The 16,896-nt window shown below is 69.5% G+C and carries 13 protein-coding genes; 12 read left to right on the plus strand and 1 reads right to left on the minus strand.

What is annotated here, in order from left to right:
• Positions 1 to 129: 129 nt before the first annotated feature.
• The 5 genes from tig to AB5J51_RS25935 all read left to right on the plus strand — a co-directional run bounded on the left by tig (position 130) and on the right by AB5J51_RS25935 (position 5,102).
• Positions 130 to 1,527, plus strand: a complete 1,398-nt coding sequence (gene tig, locus AB5J51_RS25915) for a trigger factor (protein ID WP_369778758.1) — start codon at positions 130 to 132, stop codon at positions 1,525 to 1,527.
• A gap of 320 nt (positions 1,528 to 1,847) precedes the next feature.
• A complete protein-coding gene (locus tag AB5J51_RS25920; protein WP_053786842.1) occupies positions 1,848 to 2,465 on the plus strand; it encodes an ATP-dependent Clp protease proteolytic subunit in 618 nt (205 codons plus the stop codon).
• A gap of 86 nt (positions 2,466 to 2,551) precedes the next feature.
• Complete coding sequence (locus tag AB5J51_RS25925) at positions 2,552 to 3,223, plus strand: ATP-dependent Clp protease proteolytic subunit (protein WP_030297267.1); 672 nt, start codon at positions 2,552 to 2,554, stop codon at positions 3,221 to 3,223.
• A 153-nt stretch (positions 3,224 to 3,376) separates the two neighbouring features.
• Positions 3,377 to 4,663, plus strand: coding sequence for an ATP-dependent Clp protease ATP-binding subunit ClpX (clpX, locus tag AB5J51_RS25930; RefSeq protein WP_030159377.1), 1,287 nt, complete (start codon positions 3,377 to 3,379; stop codon positions 4,661 to 4,663).
• Positions 4,664 to 4,829: 166 nt separating this feature from the next.
• Positions 4,830 to 5,102 (plus strand): hypothetical protein, encoded by a 273-nt coding sequence (locus AB5J51_RS25935; RefSeq protein WP_369778759.1) that lies wholly within the window; start codon positions 4,830 to 4,832, stop codon positions 5,100 to 5,102.
• Between the two features lie 61 nt (positions 5,103 to 5,163).
• Here AB5J51_RS25935 and AB5J51_RS25940 read toward each other — a convergent pair whose 3' ends face one another.
• A complete protein-coding gene (locus tag AB5J51_RS25940) occupies positions 5,164 to 6,087 on the minus strand; it encodes a hypothetical protein (RefSeq protein ID WP_369778760.1) in 924 nt (307 codons plus the stop codon).
• Between the two features lie 129 nt (positions 6,088 to 6,216).
• Between AB5J51_RS25940 and AB5J51_RS25945 the strand changes: the two genes are divergently transcribed.
• The 7 genes from AB5J51_RS25945 to AB5J51_RS25975 all read left to right on the plus strand — a co-directional run bounded on the left by AB5J51_RS25945 (position 6,217) and on the right by AB5J51_RS25975 (position 16,893).
• On the plus strand, positions 6,217 to 8,838 hold the full coding sequence (locus AB5J51_RS25945; protein ID WP_136224868.1) for a valine--tRNA ligase: 2,622 nt from the start codon (positions 6,217 to 6,219) through the stop codon (positions 8,836 to 8,838).
• 171 nt (positions 8,839 to 9,009) lie between these two features.
• The gene (locus tag AB5J51_RS25950) at positions 9,010 to 10,410 is read left to right on the plus strand and encodes a glycoside hydrolase family 26 protein (RefSeq protein WP_369778761.1); all 1,401 of its coding nucleotides are present in this window, start codon (positions 9,010 to 9,012) and stop codon (positions 10,408 to 10,410) included.
• 50 nt (positions 10,411 to 10,460) lie between these two features.
• A complete protein-coding gene (locus AB5J51_RS25955; protein ID WP_369778762.1) occupies positions 10,461 to 11,237 on the plus strand; it encodes a hypothetical protein in 777 nt (258 codons plus the stop codon).
• A 21-nt stretch (positions 11,238 to 11,258) separates the two neighbouring features.
• Positions 11,259 to 12,707, plus strand: a complete 1,449-nt coding sequence (locus AB5J51_RS25960; protein WP_369778763.1) for a glycosyltransferase family 2 protein — start codon at positions 11,259 to 11,261, stop codon at positions 12,705 to 12,707.
• A gap of 16 nt (positions 12,708 to 12,723) precedes the next feature.
• A complete protein-coding gene (locus AB5J51_RS25965) occupies positions 12,724 to 13,962 on the plus strand; it encodes a hypothetical protein (RefSeq protein ID WP_369778764.1) in 1,239 nt (412 codons plus the stop codon).
• Positions 13,963 to 14,057: 95 nt separating this feature from the next.
• Complete coding sequence (locus AB5J51_RS25970) at positions 14,058 to 15,206, plus strand: sensor histidine kinase (protein ID WP_369778765.1); 1,149 nt, start codon at positions 14,058 to 14,060, stop codon at positions 15,204 to 15,206.
• A gap of 157 nt (positions 15,207 to 15,363) precedes the next feature.
• Positions 15,364 to 16,893, plus strand: coding sequence for a folylpolyglutamate synthase/dihydrofolate synthase family protein (locus tag AB5J51_RS25975; protein ID WP_053786834.1), 1,530 nt, complete (start codon positions 15,364 to 15,366; stop codon positions 16,891 to 16,893).
• Positions 16,894 to 16,896 lie beyond the last annotated feature (3 nt).

The raw sequence follows: 16,896 nt of genomic DNA on the forward strand, positions 1-16,896 counted from the left end.
GATTGCCGCTTGCGGCTACTATGCAAGCTGCGTGCCCGTGTGTCTGATGTACCGGGCCGAATCCGCCGAACCGCTGAATCGCAGCGCGGACGCAGAACCCCAAGCAGTCAGCCACAAGGAGACCGAACCGTGAAGAGCGCCGTGGAGACCCTGAACCCGACTCGGGTTCGGCTCACTGTTGAGGTGCCCTTCGAGGAGCTCAAGGACAGCCTCGACGCGGCGTACAAGAAGATCAACCAGCAGGTCACGGTGAAGGGCTTCCGCAAGGGCAAGATCCCGGCCCGGGTCATCGACCAGCGCTTCGGTCGCGGTGCGGTGCTGGAGGAGGCCGTCAACGACGCCCTCCCGAAGTTCTACACCGAGGCCGTCAACGAGGCCGACCTGAACCCGCTGGGCCAGCCCGAGGTCGACATCACGGAGCTGAAGGACGGCGAGCTGCTGGCCTTCACCGCCGAGGTCGACGTCCGCCCCGAGATCGAGATCCCGGACTACTCCGGCATCGAGGTCGAGGTCGACGCGGTCGAGGTCTCCGACGAGGACATCGAGAAGTCGGTCGAGCAGCTGCGCGGCCGCTTCGCGTCCACCAAGGACGTCGAGCGCGCGGCCGAGGACGGCGACGTCGTCACCATCGACCTCGAGGCCAAGGTCGACGGCGAGGTGCTGCCCGACGGCGTCGCCTCCGACGTCTCCTACACCATCGGCTCGGGCGAGCTCCTCGAGGGCATCGACGACGCCGTCAAGGGCCTGGAGGCCGGTGGCGAGGCCACCTTCACCTCCCAGCTGAAGGGCGGCTCCGCCGAGGGCAAGGACGCCGAGGTCACCGTCAAGGTCACCAAGGTCTCCGCCCGTGAGCTGCCGGAGCTGGACGACGAGTTCGCGCAGATGGCGAGCGAGTTCGACACCCTCGAGGACCTCAAGGCGGACAGCCGCAAGCGCCTCGAGAACATGAAGCAGTACGACCAGGCCACGCAGGCCCAGGAGCGCGTCCTGGAGAAGCTGCTGGAGCTCGTCGAGGTGCCGATCCCCGAGAAGCTGCTCGAGGACGAGGTCAACACCCGCAAGCACAACCTGGAGCACCACCAGCTCGGCCAGATGGGCCTGACCATCGAGAAGTACCTGGAGTTCCAGGGCAAGACGGTCGAGGAGTTCGACGCCGAGACCAAGGACCAGGCGATCAAGGGCATCAAGACCCAGTTCGTCCTGGACGCGCTCGTCAACAAGGAGAAGCTGGGCGTCGACCAGGAGGAGCTCACCGAGCACCTCATGCGCCGTGCCGCCTCCTCCGGCATGTCCCCCGACCAGTTCGCCCAGGCCGTCGTCGAGGGTGGCCAGGTGCCGATGCTCGTCGGCGAGGTCGCCCGCGGCAAGGCTCTCGCGGTCGTCGTCGAGGCCGCCAAGGTCGTCGACACCAACGGTGAGGTCGTCGACCTCTCCGACGAGGAGGACGAGGTCGAGGCTGCCGCCGAGGCCGTCGAGGCCGTCGTCGAGGGTGACGCCGCCGAGGCCCAGGCCGACGAGGCCAAGTAACACCTTGGGCGCCGCCCCGCGCGGCGCCCGCTGAGCAGCACCCGAAGGGCCCGTACGCAGCCGTGTACGGGCCCTTCGCACACTCCGCGCACGGCGCCTTCCACCGGGCCTGCGCCGGGTCCCCCAAGGGCCCACGGACCTTGCGCTCCGAGCGAACAGTTCGGGAAGCGGGATGGCGTTGTCCGACCTGCGCGTTAGGGTCCATGAATACGAGGGCACGGGAGTACCCGGATGCCGGCGGCCACGGCCGCCGAACGGTCCGCGCCCCAGAACGAGACGCTGAGACGGCATGTGGCCGTCGGAGACGAGCAGGTGGATACGTGACGAATCTGAAGCCTTACGCCGCGGGTGAGCCGTCCATCGGTGGCGGCCTCGGCGACCATGTCTACAACCGGCTGCTCGGCGAGCGCATCATCTTCCTCGGCCAGCAGGTCGACGACGACATCGCCAACAAGATCACGGCGCAGCTCCTCCTCCTGGCCGCGGAGCCGGAGAAGGACATCTACCTGTACATCAACAGCCCGGGCGGCTCGGTGACGGCGGGCATGGCGGTCTACGACACCATGCAGTACATCCCGAACGACGTCGTCACCATCGGCATGGGCATGGCGGCCTCCATGGGCCAGTTCCTGCTCACCGGCGGCGCCCCGGGCAAGCGCTTCGCGCTCCCGAACACCGACATCCTGATGCACCAGGGTTCCGCCGGCATCGGTGGCACCGCCTCGGACATCAAGATCCAGGCCCAGTACCTGCTGCGCACGAAGCAGCGCATGGCCGAGATCACCGCCCACCACTCCGGCCAGACCGTGGAGGCGATCATCCGCGACGGCGACCGCGACCGCTGGTTCACCGCGGAGGAGGCCAAGGATTACGGCCTCATCGACGAGATCATCTCCGCCGCGTCGCTGGTCCCGGGCGGCGGCGGCACCGGGGCCTGACCCCGGCCCCGGCGCGCGGGTCCTCGTCCGAGGCCCCGTACGCCCGCCCCCACCCGGCAAGCCCCAGCCCGCAGAACGCCACCAGGATGGTGAACACCCAGATGCACATGAACAACCTCTCTCCCGCGAGCGGCCTCTACACCGGCGCGCAGGTGGACAACCGCTACGTCGTCCCGCGCTTCGTCGAGCGCACCTCGCAGGGCGTGCGCGAGTACGACCCGTACGCGAAGCTCTTCGAGGAGCGCGTGATCTTCCTCGGCGTGCAGATCGACGACGCATCCGCCAACGACGTCATGGCGCAGCTGCTGTGCCTGGAGTCGATGGACCCGGACCGCGACATCTCGATCTACATCAACAGCCCCGGTGGCTCCTTCACCGCGCTGACGGCCATCTACGACACGATGCAGTTCGTGAAGCCGGACATCCAGACGGTCTGCATGGGCCAGGCGGCCTCCGCCGCCGCGGTCCTGCTGGCGGCCGGCACGCCCGGCAAGCGCATGGCGCTGCCGAACGCCCGCGTGCTGATCCACCAGCCGTCCGGCGGCACCGGCCGTGAGCAGCTCTCCGACCTGGAGATCGCGGCCAACGAGATCCTGCGCATGCGTGACCAGCTGGAGACCATGCTGGCCAAGCACTCGACCACGCCGATCGAGAAGATCCGCGAGGACATCGAGCGCGACAAGATCCTGACGGCCGAGGACGCGCTCGCGTACGGCCTGATCGACCAGATCGTCTCGACCCGCAAGAACTCCCACTGATCCTTGCCGCCAGTTGGCGTGGGCACGTCGTCACATTCGGCGATGTGAACCACGTCAAGGGGGCCCCGTACGGGGCCCCCGGCAAGGTACCGTCGGATATGAGGCACCAGGAGCGCTGAACCAAGCGTCTCCCAGGCGAAGGGGAAGCACCTCGTGGCACGCATCGGTGACGGCGGCGACCTGCTCAAGTGCTCGTTCTGCGGAAAGAGCCAGAAGCAGGTGAAGAAGCTCATCGCAGGACCCGGTGTGTACATCTGCGACGAGTGCATCGACCTCTGCAACGAGATCATCGAGGAGGAGCTCGCCGAGACCTCCGAGGTCCGGTGGGAGGAACTCCCCAAGCCTCGTGAGATCTACGAGTTCCTGGAGAGCTACGTCGTCGGCCAGGAGCCGGCGAAGAAGGCCCTCTCGGTGGCGGTGTACAACCACTACAAGCGGGTCCAGGCCGGCGAGAACGGCGGTGCGCAGGGCCGGGACGACGCGATCGAGCTCGCGAAGTCCAACATCCTGCTGCTGGGCCCGACGGGCTCCGGCAAGACGCTCCTCGCCCAGACGCTCGCGCGCATGCTGAACGTCCCGTTCGCCATCGCCGACGCGACGGCGCTGACGGAGGCCGGGTACGTCGGCGAGGACGTCGAGAACATCTTGCTCAAGCTGATCCAGGCGGCCGACTACGACGTCAAGAAGGCCGAGACCGGGATCATCTACATCGACGAGATCGACAAGGTCGCCCGCAAGAGCGAGAACCCGTCGATCACCCGCGATGTGAGCGGCGAGGGCGTCCAGCAGGCCCTCCTGAAGATCCTGGAAGGCACGACCGCCTCCGTCCCGCCGCAGGGCGGCCGCAAGCACCCGCACCAGGAGTTCATCCAGATCGACACGACGAACGTGCTCTTCATCGTGGGCGGCGCCTTCGCCGGCCTCGAGAAGATCATCGAGTCGCGTGCGGGCGCCAAGGGCATCGGCTTCGGGGCGACGATCCGCTCGAAGCGCGAGATCGAGGCGAGCGACCAGTTCCAGGAGGTCATGCCGGAGGACCTGGTGAAGTTCGGGATGATCCCGGAGTTCATCGGCCGTCTGCCGGTCATCACCTCGGTGCACAACCTGGACCGCGAGGCGCTGCTGCAGATCCTGGTGGAGCCGCGGAACGCGCTGGTGAAGCAGTACCAGCGGCTGTTCGAACTCGACGGCGTCGAGCTGGACTTCGAGCGCGAGGCGCTCGAGGCCATCGCGGACCAGGCGATCCTCCGCCAGACGGGCGCGCGCGGGCTGCGCGCCATCATGGAGGAGGTCCTGATGTCGGTGATGTACGAGGTCCCGTCCCGCAAGGACGTGGCCCGCGTGGTCATCACCTCGGACGTGGTCCGCTCGAACGTCAACCCGACGCTGGTCCCCCGCATCGTCCCGAAGGACCAGGGCCCGCAGGAGAAGTCGGCGTAGCCGGCACGACGTACGAGGAGGGGCGCCCCGGACATCCGGGGCGCCCCTCCTCGTTTTCGGGACCATCTTGACCGATTATCGGACAAGCGGCCCGTGTGGCCTGGTCTGGCGGATGACTTCTTGATCAACTTTGTCTCGATCAGCCTTAGTCAAGGGGAAATGAGACATGAAGATGAAGAAGCGCGCACTCGGCGTCCTGGCCGCGACGTTCGCCGCAGCCGCCCTCCCGATCATGGCGGCTTCACCCGCGTCGGCCGACCAGGGTGCGTGCCAGTTTTCCCTGATAGACGCGGGCTACAGGGTCGGCCCGAAGGCGGAAGCGGCTTGCCGGACTGGAAGTGATTCCGGTAACCCCGCCCGTTGGATTCAGTGTTACTGGGGCCTGACCGCCATAGGGGTGACGGAAGTGGAGGCCGCCAGGGCCTGCAACGCGGCGTAGCGGGGGGACCGGCGGCGGTCGGCGTGAAGGCGACGAGTTCACACGCCGGCCGCCAGTCCGATCAGACCTTGGTCTGTGAGGTGTTGTAGAGCTTCGCCGCCAGCTTGGAGACGTCCTCCAGGGTGCCCTGGCTTCCGCCGGTCAGGATCGTGGTCTGGTCCATGTGGTTGACCGCGGTCAGGGTGGAGTGGTCGCTCCAGGCACAGGTGGGGACCACGAGCGAGCTGGGCTCTCCGGGCTTGGTGGTCTTCGTGGTCGTCATCTTGACCTCGACGCACTTCATGACGGCGCCCTTGAACCCGTCCGGCGTGAACGCCTTGGGGGAGCCGACCTTTTCGTACTTCAGGCCGAGCTTGTCGGTCTCCGGGTTGGGCGCGCCGATCGTGCCGAAATAGGCGTCGAGGGCCTGCTCCGGATCGTCGATCTGACCCCAGAAGCCGCTCGCGGTCATCTGCTTGGCCTTGCCCTTGATGCCGCTCAGGTACTGCTGGCTCGCCTGGTGGGGGTCCTTGATGCCGATGCCCTCGGCCTTGGTCTTCTGCTCGCCGGTCAGGGGGGTGTCGCCCTTTGCGGTACCGGCCGCCTGCTCGTTCTTCGCGTAGCTGTCGACCGTGGCAGGGAAAGCCAGCTTGTAGCCCTTGGTGTCCGCGGCCACCGAACCGGAGGCGCCCCCGCCCTGCGTGAAGTACCAGCCCGCGCCCGCGATCACGGCGACCGCGACGACCACGGCGATGATCACGCCGGCCTTGGACTTCTTAGGCTGCTGCGGCTGCATGCCGTACGGGGGCTGCTGCGGGTAGCCGTAGCCCGGCTGGGGCTGCTGCTGGGGGTAGCCCTGCGGGGGCACGCCCGGCTGCTGCGGGTAGCCGTAACCCGGCTGGGGGGCGGGCTGTCCGTAGGGGCCCGGCTGCTGCGGGGGGCCTCCGTACGGCCCCGGCTGCTGCGGCGGCTGGGCCCCGTACGGTCCCGGCTGGTTGTAACTCATGCCCGCGTCCCCCTTCAGGAATCCTTTATGTGTTTCAGACATCCTGACGGAAGCCGAAGCCGCGCACGGCGCCGGGCCCCTCGATTACCGGTTTCATAGCTGGACTGTTACGGCTCTAAACTGTGCCTCGTGACCGAGAACACGCAGACACCCAGCAGCCCCGACTCCGAACTGCCGACCGCGTACGCTCCGGCCGAGGTAGAGGGGAAGCTCTACGAGCGCTGGGTAGAGCGTGGGTACTTCACGGCCGATGCCGCGAGCGAGAAGCCCGCTTACACCATCGTCATCCCGCCGCCGAACGTCACCGGCTCCCTGCACCTGGGGCACGCCTTCCAGCACACGCTCATGGACGCGCTCACCCGCCGCAAGCGCATGCAGGGCTACGAGTCCCTGTGGCTGCCCGGCATGGACCACGCCGGTATCGCCACCCAGAACAAGGTCGAGCAGCAGCTCGCCGAGGAGGGCAAGTCCCGCCACGACCTGGGCCGCGAGGAGTTCGTCGAGCGCGTCTGGCAGTGGAAGGAAGAGTACGGCGGCAAGATCCTCGGCCAGATGCGCCGCCTCGGCGACGGCGTCGACTGGTCGCGCGAGCGGTTCACCATGGACGAGGGCCTCTCCAAGGCCGTCCAGACGATCTTCAAGAAGCTCTTCGACGACGGTCTGATCTACCGTGCCGAGCGCATCATCAACTGGTGCCCCCGCTGCCTGACGGCCATCTCCGACATCGAGGTGGAGTACCAGGAGGACGCGGGCGAGCTCGTCTCGATCAAGTACGGCGAGGGTGAGGACACCCTCGTCGTCGCCACCACGCGCGCCGAGACGATGCTCGGTGACACCGCCGTGGCCGTCCACCCGGACGACGAGCGGTACGCGCACCTCATCGGCAAGCAGATCAAGCTGCCGCTGACCGACCGGACCATCCCGGTCGTCGCCGACACGCACGTCGACCCGGAGTTCGGCACCGGCGCCGTCAAGGTGACCCCGGCGCACGACCCGAACGACTTCGCGATCGGCCAGCGCCACGGCCTGCCCTCCATGACGATCATGGATGAGCACGGCGTCATCACCGTCCACGGCCCCTTCCTCGGCCTGGACCGCTTCGAGGCCCGCTCCGCGGTCGTCGGCGCGCTGCGCCAGCAGGGCCGGATCGTCGCCGAGAAGCGCCCGTACGTGCACTCCGTCGGGCACTGCTCGCGCTGCAGCACCACCGTCGAGCCGCGCCTCTCGCTCCAGTGGTGGGTCAAGGTCGAGACCCTCGCCAAGGCCGCGGGTGACGCGGTCCGCGACGGCCGGGTCGCGATCCACCCGCAGGAGATGGAGAAGCGCTACTTCGACTGGGTCGACAACCTCAACGACTGGTGCATCTCGCGCCAGCTGTGGTGGGGCCACCGCATTCCGGTCTGGTACGGCCCGGACGGCGAGGTCGTCTGCCTCGGCCCGGACGACGAGGCGCCGACCGGCGAGGGCTGGACGCAGGACACCGACGTCCTCGACACCTGGTTCTCCTCCGGCCTGTGGCCCTTCTCCACGCTCGGCTGGCCGGCGAAGACCCCGGACCTGGCGAAGTTCTACTCCACCGACGTCCTGCTCACGGGCCACGACATCATCTTCTTCTGGGTCGCCCGGATGATGATGTTCGGCCTGTACGCCATGGACGGCGAGGTCCCGTTCAAGACGATCGCGCTGACCGGCCTGGTCCGCGACGAGCGCGGCAAGAAGATGTCGAAGTCCTTCGGCAACGTCGTCGACCCGCTGGACTGGATGGACAAGTACGGCTCCGACGCCGTCCGGTTCACCCTGGCCAAGGGCGCCAACCCCGGAACCGACGTCCCGATCGGCGAGGACTGGGTCCAGGCCTCCAGCAAGTTCGCCAACAAGATCTGGAACGCCACGCGCTTCGCGCTGATGAACGGCGCCACGATCGAGGGCGAGCTGCCGCCGGCCGAGCAGCTGTCGGCCACCGACCGCTGGATCCTGTCCCGCCTGAACAAGACGGTCGCTCAGGTCGACGCGTACTACGAGGACTTCCAGTTCTCGAAGCTCAGCGAGGCGCTCTACCACTTCGCGTGGGACGAGGTCTTCGACTGGTACGTCGAGCTGTCGAAGACGACGTTCTTCGCGGGCGGCGAGCAGGCCAAGGTCTCCGCCCGGGTCCTCGGCGAGGTCCTCGACGTCATGCTGCGCCTGCTGCACCCGGTGGTCCCGTTCGTCACCGAGACCCTGTGGACCACCCTCACCGGGCGTGAGTCGCTGGTCATCGCCGACTGGCCGAAGGACAGCGGTTTCCGCGACGAGGCCGCCGAGGCCGAGATCGGGAGCATCCAGACCCTCACCAAGGAGGTCCGCCGGTTCCGCAAGGAGCAGGGCCTCGACGACAAGCAGAAGGTCCCGGCCCGCCTGGACCTGACCGGCACCGTGCTGGCCGCCCACGAGGCCGCCATCCGCCAGGTGCTGCGGCTGCAGCCCGAGGGCGATTCCTTCAGCGCCACCGCGACCCTCCCGGTCGCCGGCGCCACGGTCGCGCTCGACCTGTCGGGCACGATCGACGTGGCCGCCGAGCGCAAGCGCCTCTCCAAGGACCTCGCGGCCGCGGAGAAGGAGAAGCAGCAGGCCGAGGCGAAGCTCGGGAACGAGGCCTTCCTGGCCAAGGCGCCCGACAACGTCGTGGACAAGATCAAGGGTCGGCTGACCAAGGCCGAGGCGGACATCGCCCGGATCCAGGCACAGCTGGAGACGCTGCCCGCCGCGTAACACGTACAAACGGTGAACCACACGTACATACGGTGAACCTTCGGCCCCCGAGTACCTCGCTCGGGGGCCTACGCGTAGGGTGACAACGGCCCCAGGGGTTCCGTGCGTTGGGCGGGGGCCATCGTCGGCCGGCTGTCGACCGAGGGGGGTCTCGGAGTGTGGGGTCGTGACGTGCCGGGCCGCCCGGCCCTGAGCCGCGAGCTGAAGCGCCGCAATCTCCTCCTCGGGGCGGCCGCCACCGCGGCCACGGGCGGCGCCCTCGCCGGAGTGGCGGCGTTCAGCACCTCGCGCGCGCCCGCCGCCGGACTCCAGAAGGACCTGCTGTCGCGGGACCCCAAAGCCTCCGAACCGGCCCGGTCCGTCTACCGATTACTGGCCGGGCTGGAGGCGGACGCCCGGGCCGGCCGGCGCCGCGGCACCCTCATCGGCCAGCACGCCGAGGTGCACAACGAGCGGTACAACCCGGAGTACGGCGACCACACCGGTCCAAAACCGCCCGGCTACTACTACCGCAAGCCCCAGGACATCACCGGGAAGCTGCCGGCCTTCCTCGAACTGGACCTGGGCCCCGGGTACCAGCAGGAGAGCTGGGGCGTGGGCGAGGCGCGGGACTACTCGCGAGCCGCCTGGCCCGCCCGCCGCGAGTTCTGGACCTACACCAACGACGTCGTCGACCTCGCCATGGGCGTCTGGCACGGGCTGCCCCGCAAGGACGACGGCTCGTACAACCCGACCGGCACCGAACGTCTCTGGAACGGCACCAAGACCGTGCTGCCGGCCAACGGAGGCGCGCCCGCGGGCCTGGTCGGGATGTCGTTCCACCAGCCGTGGCCGGGCAGCCCGGTCAAGAGCTACGACCAGACCCTGCGCCGCAACGCACCCTCCGCGAAGGACCCTGGCTGGATCGACCGGGTGCTCACCCCCGGTTCCCCCGAGCACGCGGCGCTCCTGCTCGACCTGTCCTTCCTCGCGGACCACCTCGGCTACCTGGCCGCGCACGACGTACCCGTACTGCTGCGCCCGTACCACGAGATGAACTCGCTCGGCGGGGAGCAGAGCTTCTGGTGGGCCGGCCTGAAGCCCCAGCAGTACACGGCCCTCTGGGAGTTGCTCTACCACTACCTGGTGGGCTCCCGGGGACTGCACAACCTGATCTTCGTGTGGGCCCCCACGGCGTGGGACGGCGTCCACGGCAGTGAACCCTGGGACTTCTACCCGGGCGGCGAGTACGTGGACGTGGTCGGCGTCGACGACTACAGCGGAACGCCGGACGCCCCCTTCGACCCGGCCGCCTGGACGTCGACGTGGCACCGCGGCCTCGCGGACTACGGCAAGCCGCGGATCCTCGCGGAGTCCTTCCACGTGCCGCTGGGAGCGGCGCAGCGCACGACGCTCGACAAGGCCCCGTGGGTGCTGTGGACCGTGTGGGGCGACGGGCTCACGGCGAAGAACTCCCCGGCGGACGTGCAGCAGACCTACAACGACCCCAAGACGATCACCGGCGGCCGTGCATCGGGCCCCGCCGGAGTGCAATGGCTCGCCTTGCACGACGGTTCATCCGAAGAGGAGTGAAGTTGAGCGCGTTAACGCCACGTCCCCACCGCGTGGCAGCCTTCGTGGCCATGGGATGGGCAGGGGTCCTGCTCCTGTGGGCCCTGTACAACTGTTTCTGGCAGGTCGGCGTCGTCGACTTCCTGCAGGGCATCGTCTACTACGGCATAGGCGACGGCTCCGGAGCGGCCGAGACGTTCAACCTCAACTGGGGTGTCGTCTATGTGGCGGGCGGCCTTCTCGTCCTGCGCGGGAACACCCTCGGGCGCGGCATCATCATCGGCGGCGCCGCCATCGAGGGCTACAACCGGGTGCGCAGCCTGACGGGCGCGCTGTTCGACGAGAAGCAGACCGACTACTTCACCTCGACCCTCCAGGGCGGGCTGAAGCTGGCGACCTTCGCCGTCGGCGTCCTCGTGACCGGCGCCCTCATCGTCCTGCTGCTGCGGGACTTCGCCGCGTACGAGCCCTGGCAGCCCCCGGTGAACCCCTGGACCCAGCAGGCGCACGAGGCCCGGCAGGCCCACGAGCAGGCCCAGCGCGCGGCCGCCCAGCAGGTGCAGCAGCAGCCGCAGTTCCCGCAGCAGCAGGTGCCGCAGGCGCCTCAACCGCCGCAGCCGCAGCGCGGGTTCGGGCCCGCGCCGTCCTACCCGGCGCAGCCCGGGTCCCAGGTGCCGCAGACGGGGTACGCCCAGCCGCAGCCCCAGCAGCCGCAGTCCCGGCCCCAGCAGCCGCAGTCCCAGCCCCAGCAGCCGCAGCCCGGTTACGGGCCCGGTCCGTACGGCGGTCGGCCCGCCTGGCCGCAGCAGCCCCAACAGCCCCAGCAGTCGCCTCCGCAACAGCAGTAGGAACCCCGAAGGACCCTTCCCATGACCCTCGCCCCCGTACAAGAGGTCGTGACGACGTCCCGTCGCGATGCGAAACTGGTGCAGCGCCATGCCGACTGGAAGCCCAGCGTGCTGGCCTTCCTGCTGCCCTTCCTGGTCCTCGTCAGCTTCGGCCTGTGGGTGTTCGAGCCGAACCCGACCCCGCTGGGCTGGACGCTGTCGGTGATCTGGTCGCTGCCCGCCATCGGCGTCATGGTCGGCTTCCAGGGCGTGCTGCTGATCCGGCGCCGCCTGCGCAAGGCACACGAGATGGTCCCGCCGGCGCCGGTGGAGGAGGACTTCCTCATCGTGCTCGTGCCGACCATCGGCCGCCACGACACGTACCCGGCGCTGGAGCGGTCGGTCCTCAGCTACGTGGAGCACCTCCCGCCGTACTTCCCGTACATGCGGGTCGACGTGCTCACGGAGGAGGGCTGCGAGGCGGCCGGGCGGATCGACGACCTGGCCGCGATGAACCCCCTGATCCGCGTGGTCACCGTGCCCAAGGTGTACGAGACGGCGAACGGGACCCGCTTCAAGGCCCGCGCCAACCACTACGCGCACGAGCTGCGGATCGACGAGGGCGAGGCCCTCGACGACGTCTGGGTGCTGCACATGGACGACGACACCGGGGTCGGCCCCGACACCGCCGCGTCCATGGCCCAGTTCGTCAACCGCCAGCGCCGGGACGGCGATGAGGGCAAGCACATGGCGCAGGGCATCCTCGCCTACCCGCGCGAGAACGCCGTCAACCGCTTCACCTGGCTCGCCGACGCGGTCCGTCCCGCCGACGACATAGCCCGCTTCCGGGCCTTCACCGGTCTCGGCACCCCCGTCGCCGGCGTGCACGGCGAACTGCTGCTGCTGCGCGCCTCCATCGAGGCGACGATCGGCTGGGACTTCGGCCCCAAGGCCATCGTCGAGGACGCCCAGCTGGCGCTGACGTTCTGCCGCAAGTACCCGGGCCGCAGCGACTGGTTCAACGGCCGCTGCTACGGCGCCTCCCCGGCCACCACCAGGGACTTCATCAAGCAGCGCGAGCGCTGGGCGTGGGGGCTGGTCGCGCTCTGCTTCAACCGCACGGTGCCGTTCCGGTACCGCTGGTTCCTGATGCTGTGCATGGTCAGCTGGGTCCTCGGCCCGCTCCAGCACGTCGCGACCGTGCTCCTCGTGGCCTGGTTCATCGGCGATTTCAACACCTCGCCCGTGACCCAGTCCGTCGTGATCATGTGGTCGCTCAGCTTCGCGTACGTCATCTGGACCTACTGGGAGGGGCTGCGGCTCAACGCCCTGGTCTCGGCGAACGGCAAGCGCCGTTGGTGGGAGCCGTTCGCGGTGCTCGGCCTCATCCCGCTGTTCTCCGTGCTGGAAGGACTCGGCGGCCTGCGCGGGCTGATCAAGTTCATCAAGCGCGAGGAGAACAAGTTCGTCGTCATCGCCAAGCCCGCCTGAGAAACCGAGAGCCCTCGTGACGAAGCGTTCCAAGGTCCCCCTGCTCGCGATCCTCCCGGTGACCGTGACCTCCCTGGTCCTCGGCCTGCCCTTCGTGATCGGCGACCACCCCCTGCGCTGGAGGTTCGGCTCGGCCAAGCCGATCCTGGTCCTGCACGACTCCACCCCCGCCAAGGGTCACGGCGACGAGACCGTCCTCGCCGGCGGGGGCGGCGGACCGGCCGAGCAGCCGAAGCCCGCCGGGCCCCCGCCGAAGGTGGACAAGCCCTGGAAGGCGGGGATGCCCGAGTGGGGCGTCCAGATCTTCTGGGAGGACAAGAAGGAGCACAGCGACGCGTACGTCGAGAAGAAGGCGCGCGAGCAGGCCGACTACCTCGTCGGCTTGAAGGCCAATGCGGTCGCCGTCTCGTTCCCCTTCTACACGGAGGGCCGCACCTCGACGAAGCTCGCGGCCGGCAAGAACACCCCGACGCCCGAGCACCTCGAGACGGTGCTGCGGGTCTTCCGCGAGGCCGGACTGCGCACCACCGTCCGCCCGACGCTGGACGAGGCGGCGCTCGTCCCGCCGGAGGGCTGGCGCGGCAACATCAAGCCGACCGACAAGGAGGCCTGGTTCGATGCGTACGAAGCCCTGCTCGGCCCGTACCTCGACGCGGCGCAGCGGCAGCAGGCGGCGACGTTCGTGATCGGCACCGAGCTGAACTCGATGGAGGGCCACCCGGGCTGGAAGGGCCTGATCGCTGCGGCCGAGAAGCGGTTCAAGGGCGAGGTGTCCTACGACGCGAACTGGGACAACTACGTGGGCGGCCACATCGACGTGCCCGTCAAGCGGCTCGGTGTCGACGCGTACTTCCCCGTCAAGGTCGCCGACGACGCTCCCGTCGACCAGCTCGTCGACGGCTGGAGCAGCTGGCTCGACAAGAAGAGCAAGGGCCCGCTGCCGCGGATCGTGCTCGCCGAGGCGGGCATCAGCGCCATGGACGGCGCCTTCCACGCCCCCGGGGACTTCTACGCGAAGCGAAGGCTGAACCCCGCGGTGCAGGCCAATTGGTACAAGGCGGTGTGCCAGGTCGTCCGGGAGCGGAAGATGGCGGGCGTCTACTGGTGGTCGGTCTACTTCGACTCCGACCCCAAGGCCGCCCCCAAGGAGGAGGAGTCCCGGCTCAACTTCGCGGGGCGCCCGGACACCGAGCGGGAGATCCGGTCCTGCTTCGGCTCCGACTACGCGGGTCCGGGCACCGATCCCGCGCCCTGAGAGTTGTGTCCCGAGTTGTCCGGAGTGTCGGACATCACGTTTTCGGACCGGCGGGCTGATCCGATCGCCCTCGGCGAGCACGGATGATGGAAGGCATGCACGTCCCGCCCGTCGCCCCGGCGCTCCGCCGGGCCGCGGCCACCGGCCGCCGGCTCGCCGAGAGCTGGGCCGGGTCTCCCCGGGCGCTTGACGTGCTCACCGCACTCAGCTGCCTCGGCCTGATGGCACTGGACCTGCCGGGCCTGGCCGCCGCGGACAACTCGCTCAGCGGCCCGATGGCGGCCGTCGTGCTCACCGCCGGGTGCTCGAGCCTGGTGGTGCGCCGCCGGGCGCCCTGGGTCTCGTACCTCACCGCGCTGCTCTTCATCGGCTGGCTGCACGAGCTGACGCTGATCCAGTTCGCGCTCTACTCGGTCGGCCGCTACCGGGGGCGCCGGCCCGCGGTCCTCGCCACCCTGGGGTACATCGCCTTCTCGCTGATCGTCTTCAGCGTCCCGGGCTGGCCCGAGCCGCAGGCCCAGTCGCTCAGCTCGTTCCTGAGCCTGGTCGTGCCGATCGGGGTGCTCGCCTCGGCCGTCGGCATCGCCGCCTACCGGCACGACCTGGTGCGCGAGCTGGCCGCCCGGCGGGCCGAATCGGCCGTCCTGCAGGCGGTCCAGCAGGAGCGCACCTCGGTCGCCCGCGACGTCCACGACTTCGTCGGCCGGGAGCTGACGCTGCTGACGGTGCGCTCCGAGGTGCTGTCGGTGCGGGCGCGCCAGTCGGCGCACGCCAAGGACTTCGAGGAGCTGGCCGACACCGCGCGCCGGGCCCATCTGGTGCTCAACGAGATCATCGTCCAGCGCGGGGAGCGGGCCGCCACCCCGGGAGTGGACGGGCTGCCGGCCCTCGCGGAGGAGAGCGGGCGGGCCGGTTCGCCCGTGCGGCTGGCGCTGGATCCGCAGGTGCACGGGCTGTCGCCGCTGCGGCAGGCCGCGGTGTACCGGGTGGTGCAGGAGTGCCTGACCAACGCGGCCAAGCACGCCGGCGGGGAGACCGTCGACGTGTCGATCGAGGCGGACGGGCCGCAGCTGCGGATCGCGGTCAGCAACGGCCTGCCCGCCCGTACGCCGACGCGCGCGGCGGTCTCGGCCGGCTCGGGCACGGCGAGCATGTCCGAGCGCGTGCGCAGCCTGGGCGGAACCCTGACGGCGACGCGCGCGGAGGGCTCGTACACGGTGGTGGCCACCCTCCCGCGCGGATAGCCGGGGACGGCCGCGGGCAGGTACTGCCGGCCTGGGGCATTTGTTCCCCTGTCTCCTGCCCGCAAGGCCTGCATGACGATCAGGTCGCACCGGGCGCCGAACGTCCCGAAACGGCCGGGTCGAAAGTCCCCGGGCTCCCCGTCCGTAGACTGGCCCCGTGAGTGAGCAGCAGCCCGAGAACAACGGACCCGACGACCGCGACGAGACCTCCGATCTCTTCGAACGGATCGTGGCCGAAGAGTCCGACCGCGACCCCGACCTGGCGGTGATCGAGGCCGGCAGCCGCACCCTGCGCGCCCAGGCCGGTCCGCCCCAGGGCGACCCGGTCTCCGCGCACCCCCTCGACCCGGAGGTCGCGAGGGCACTGCAGGAGGTGGAGCAGGAGCTCGCCACCCGCTGGGGCGAGACCAAGCTGGAGCCGTCCGTCACCCGGATCGCCGCACTGATGGACGTCCTCGGCGAACCGCAGCGCGCGTACCCCTCCATCCACGTCACCGGCACCAACGGCAAGACCAGCACCGCCCGCATGATCGAGGCCCTGCTGAACGCCTTCGAGCTGCGCACCGGCCGCTACACCAGCCCGCACGTGCAGTCGGTCACCGAGCGGATCAGCCTGGACGGGGCGCCGATCAGCGCCGAGCGCTTCATCGAGACGTACTACGACATCAAGCCGTACGTGGAGATGGTCGACGCCTCCGAGGAGTTCCGGCTGTCCTTCTTCGAGGTGCTCACCGGCATGGCGTACGCGGCCTTCGCGGACGCCCCCGTCGACGCGGCCGTCGTCGAGGTCGGCATGGGCGGCACCTGGGACGCGACGAACGTGATCGACGGCTCGGTCGCGGTGATCACCCCGATCAGCCTGGACCACACCGACCGCCTCGGCGCCACGCCCGGCGAGATCGCCCAGGAGAAGGGCGGCGTCATCAAGCAGGACGCCACCGTGATCCTGGCGCAGCAGCCGGTGGACGCGGCGCAGGTGCTGCTCAAGAAGGCCGTCGAGGTCGACGCGACGGTGGCCCGCGAGGGCATGGAGTTCGGCGTCGTCGCGCGCGAGGTGGCGGTCGGCGGGCAGATGCTGACGCTGCGCGGCGTGGGCGGCGAGTACGACGGCATCTTCCTGCCGCTGTACGGGGCGCACATGGCGCACAACGCGGCGGTCGCGCTGGCGGCGGTCGAGGCCTTCTTCGGCGTCGGCGCGGAGCAGTCGCGGGAGCTGGACCTGGAGACCGTGCGCAGGGCCTTCGCCTCGGTGACCTCGCCGGGCCGGATGGAGGTCGTGCGGCGCAGCCCGACGGTGGTCCTGGACGCGGCGCACAACCCGGCGGGCGCGCAGGTCACGGCGGAAGCGGTGACCGAGGCCTTCGGCTTCAGCCGGCTGATCGGCGTCATGGCCGCGAGCGAGGGCAAGGACGTCAAGGGGGTCCTGGAGGCCTTCGAGCCGATCTTCGCGGAGGTCGTCGTCACGGAGAACTCCAGCCACCGGGCGATGTCCGCGGACGAGCTGGCGGCGGTCGCGGTCGAGGTCTTCGGGCCCGACCGGGTGCAGGTGGAGCCGCGGCTGGACGACGCCCTGGAGGCGGCGATCACCCTCGCGGAGGAAGAGGCCGAATACGGAGGGGCCGGGGTCCTGGTGACCGGTTCCGTGATCACGGTGGGCGAGGCCCGCCTGCTGCTGAAGAGGGGCTGAGGG

This window comes from Streptomyces sp. R33, from assembly GCF_041200175.1.
Taxonomy (GTDB): Bacteria; Actinomycetota; Actinomycetes; order Streptomycetales; family Streptomycetaceae; genus Streptomyces; species Streptomyces katrae_B.